The 2979-nt window shown below is 71.3% G+C and carries 3 protein-coding genes; 2 read left to right on the top strand and 1 reads right to left on the bottom strand.

Going from position 1 to position 2979, the window contains the following annotated elements; all coding sequences use genetic code 11:
• The first annotated feature begins 389 nt into the window (after positions 1–389).
• Positions 390–1574, top strand: coding sequence for an alcohol dehydrogenase catalytic domain-containing protein (locus ABZ885_RS38460; RefSeq protein ID WP_360199437.1), 1185 nt, complete (start codon positions 390–392; stop codon positions 1572–1574).
• Positions 1575–1624: 50 nt separating this feature from the next.
• Here the strand turns inward: ABZ885_RS38460 and ABZ885_RS38455 are convergent, their stop codons facing one another.
• Complete coding sequence (locus ABZ885_RS38455; protein WP_360199435.1) at positions 1625–2086, bottom strand: nuclear transport factor 2 family protein; 462 nt, start codon at positions 2084–2086, stop codon at positions 1625–1627.
• 87 nt (positions 2087–2173) lie between these two features.
• Here ABZ885_RS38455 and ABZ885_RS38450 point away from each other — a divergent pair, with 87 nt between their 5' ends.
• On the top strand, positions 2174–2740 hold the full coding sequence (locus ABZ885_RS38450; protein WP_360199433.1) for a TetR/AcrR family transcriptional regulator: 567 nt from the start codon (positions 2174–2176) through the stop codon (positions 2738–2740).
• Positions 2741–2979 lie beyond the last annotated feature (239 nt).

The raw sequence follows: 2979 nt of genomic DNA, 5'->3' as shown, positions 1-2979 counted from the left end.
GACCGAGGTTGGGATCGAAGTGCACGAGGACGCGCGGGTCGGAGAGTGGCGGCGCGACGGCGGTGGCAGGGGTGCCGGCGAGCAGGGCCACGGCCAGGGCGGCGCAGCCGGTGACGGCGCCCAGGGCGCGGAGACGGGACACGGGGACTTCCTCCGGGGGTCGGGGAGCGGGTCTTCAGCTCAGCACGGAGGGAGTCGGCCCACCTGCCACCGGCGGCCCGGCGCAGGACCGGGAGCGGGCCGTGCTGCGGGAGGGCGGTCGGGGTTCGCCCGGGCGGGCGGCACCGGACCGGACCAACCTCACGGCGGCGGACGGGCCCGTTTTGCGGACGACGACCTGGACAGACGCGGGAAGGCGAGTCCCGGGTACGGCCACGTGAGGAGTGACCATGAAGGCCTTGACCTGGCACGGCAGGCGGGATGTCCGTGTCGACACCGTTCCCGACCCGGCCATCGAGGATCCGACCGATGTGATCATCAAGGTGACCACCAGCGGATTGTGCGGCTCGGACCTCCACCTCTACGAGGTCCTCGGCCCCTTCCTCGACGCCGGCGACATCCTCGGCCACGAGCCCATGGGCATCGTCCAGGAGGTCGGGCCCGAGGTCACCGCCGTGCGCGTGGGCGACCGGGTGGTGATCCCGTTCAACGTGTCCTGCGGGACCTGCCACACCTGCACCCAGGGCCTGCACTCGCAGTGCGAGACCACCCAGGTGCGGGAGTACGGCACCGGCGCCTCGCTGTTCGGCTACACCAAGCTCTACGGGCAGGTCCCCGGCGGCCAGGCCGAGCTGCTGCGCGTCCCGTTCGGGAACACCCTGCCGATCGGTGTGCCCCACGGGCCCGAGGACGACCGCTTCGTCTTCCTCTCCGACGTGCTGCCGACCGCGTGGCAGGCCGTCGAGTACGCGGCCGTGCCCGAGGGCGGCAGCCTCGTCGTCCTGGGCCTGGGGCCGATCGGCGACATGAGCTGCCGGATCGCCCTGCACCGGGGCATGACCCGGGTGATCGGCGTCGACCTGGTCGGCGAACGCCTCACCCGGGTGCGACGCCGGGGCGTGCAGGTGCTGAACCTCCACGAGCACGGCAAGGACCTCGCCGACGTCATCCGCGGCCTCACCGACGGCCGCGGCCCGGATGCGGTCATCGACGCGGTCGGGATGGAAGCCCACGGCTCGCCCGGCGCGAAGCTCGCCGCCCGGGCCACCAGCCTGCTGCCGAGCGCACTGGCCGCCAAGATGATGGAGCACGTCGGCATCGACCGCCTGCACGCCCTGTACCTCGCCATCGACATCGTGCGACGCGGCGGCACCATCTCGCTCTCGGGCGTCTACGGCGGCCAGACCGATCCGCTGCCGCTGCTCACCATGTTCGACAAGCAGATCCAGCTCCGCATGGGCCAGGCCAACGTCCGCCGCTGGGCCGCCGACATCCTCCCCCTGCTCACGGACGACGACCCGCTGGGCGTCGACACCTTCGCCACCCACCACGTCCCGCTCGACGATGCCCCCGCCGCGTACGAGATGTTCCAGAAGAAGCAGGACGGCGCGGTGAAGGTGCTCTTCAAGCCCTGACCCCGTTGGACCGGGAGCAACCGCCGCCCCGGGGCCGTGGCAGGCCCGCCCTACCGGAGGGGGAAGTCCGCCCCGCGCTCGTCCGCAGGCCGGGGGCCGAAGATGCGGCGCTCGGCCTCGGCGACGGCGACGTCGTTGATGCTCGCCTCGCGGCGCCGCATGAGGCCGTGCTCGTCGAACTCCCACAGCTCGTTGCCGTAACTGCGCCACCACTGGCCGTCCGCGTCGTGCCACTCGTACTGGAAGCGGACGGCGATCCGGTTCCCGTCGAAGCTCCAGAGGCCCTTGCGCAGCGCGTAGTCCTGTTCGCGCTCCCACTTGCGGGTCAGGAACGCGACGATCTCCTCGCGGCCGCTGACGAACGTGTCCCTGTTCCGCCACTGCGAGTCCGGCGTGTAGGCGAGGGCCACCCGCTGGGGATCGCGGGTGTTCCAGGCGTCCTCCGCGGCCTGCACCTTCTGCAGGGCGGCCTCGTGCGTGAACGGCGGATACGGCGGGCGGGTCTCGGTCATGTCGGCCTCCTCATGTTGAGAACGTACGTTCTCCATCGCTGGCGCCTACGATAGGAAACGATCGTTCTCAACGTCAAGGAGTCCCGCATGCCGGCCGCGATCACCGAGGAGCAGACCCGTCTGGACCGCGAGGTGCTGCTCGACGCCGCGGAGCACCTCTACTACGAGAAGGGCATCCAGGCGGTCGGCATGGACGAGGTCCGCACGGCCTCCGCCCTTCCGCTGAAGCGCATCTACCGGCTCTACGCGGCGAAGGAGGACCTCGTCGTGGCAGTGCTCAGGCGCCGCGACGAACGGTGGCGCGGGCAGCTGGCCGCCCATGTGGAGCAGGTCGGCGACCCGCGGGAGCGCGTGCTCGCGGTCTTCGACTGGCTCGCCCGGTGGTTCGCGGAGCCCGGCTTCCGAGGCTGCGCCTGGATCAACGCGTTCGGCGAACTCGCCCCGTCCTCCGAGGCCGTTCTCGCCGAAGTCCGCTCGCACAAGCAGGCGTTCCACGACCAGATCGCGCTCTGGGTCCACGACACCGGGCTGCCGGTGGCCGAACCGGTCTACCTGCTCGCCGAAGGGGCCATCGTGACGGCCGCCATCACCGGCACCCCGGCCCCGGCAGCCCACGCACGCACAGCCGCCGCAGCCCTCCTCACGGCCCAGTGACCTGGAGCCGGACCTGAGGCGGCAGGACTCGTCCCCCGCGCCGGTCGGCGGGAGCGCGATTACGCTGGCGCGTACGGTGCGATCGGTTCGTGCCGTTCTGACCTGCTCGTCCAATGGAGGCCGTGCGATGGCAGTGGACACCTTTGTCGCCTATGTCGGCGTGTACGACTCGGTCGCCGACGCCGAGGCCGACTACGCACTGGTCAAGGACCTGCACACCAAGGCGAACCTGATCGACG

It is taken from the genome of Kitasatospora sp. NPDC047058 (genome assembly GCF_040643935.1).
Classification (GTDB): domain Bacteria; phylum Actinomycetota; class Actinomycetes; order Streptomycetales; family Streptomycetaceae; genus Kitasatospora.
The sequence above is the reverse complement of the archived record's forward strand: the minus strand, read 5'-3'. Positions and strand labels throughout refer to the sequence as shown.

Bases quoted from the DNA above. Each gene is read 5' to 3' on its own strand.
- ABZ885_RS38460 (WP_360199437.1), top strand. From the start codon at position 390: ATGAAGGCCTTGACCTGGCACGGCAGGCGGGATGTCCGTGTCGACACC.
- ABZ885_RS38455 (WP_360199435.1), bottom strand. From the start codon at position 2,086: ATGACCGAGACCCGCCCGCCGTATCCGCCGTTCACGCACGAGGCCGCC.
- ABZ885_RS38450 (WP_360199433.1), top strand. From the start codon at position 2,174: ATGCCGGCCGCGATCACCGAGGAGCAGACCCGTCTGGACCGCGAGGTG.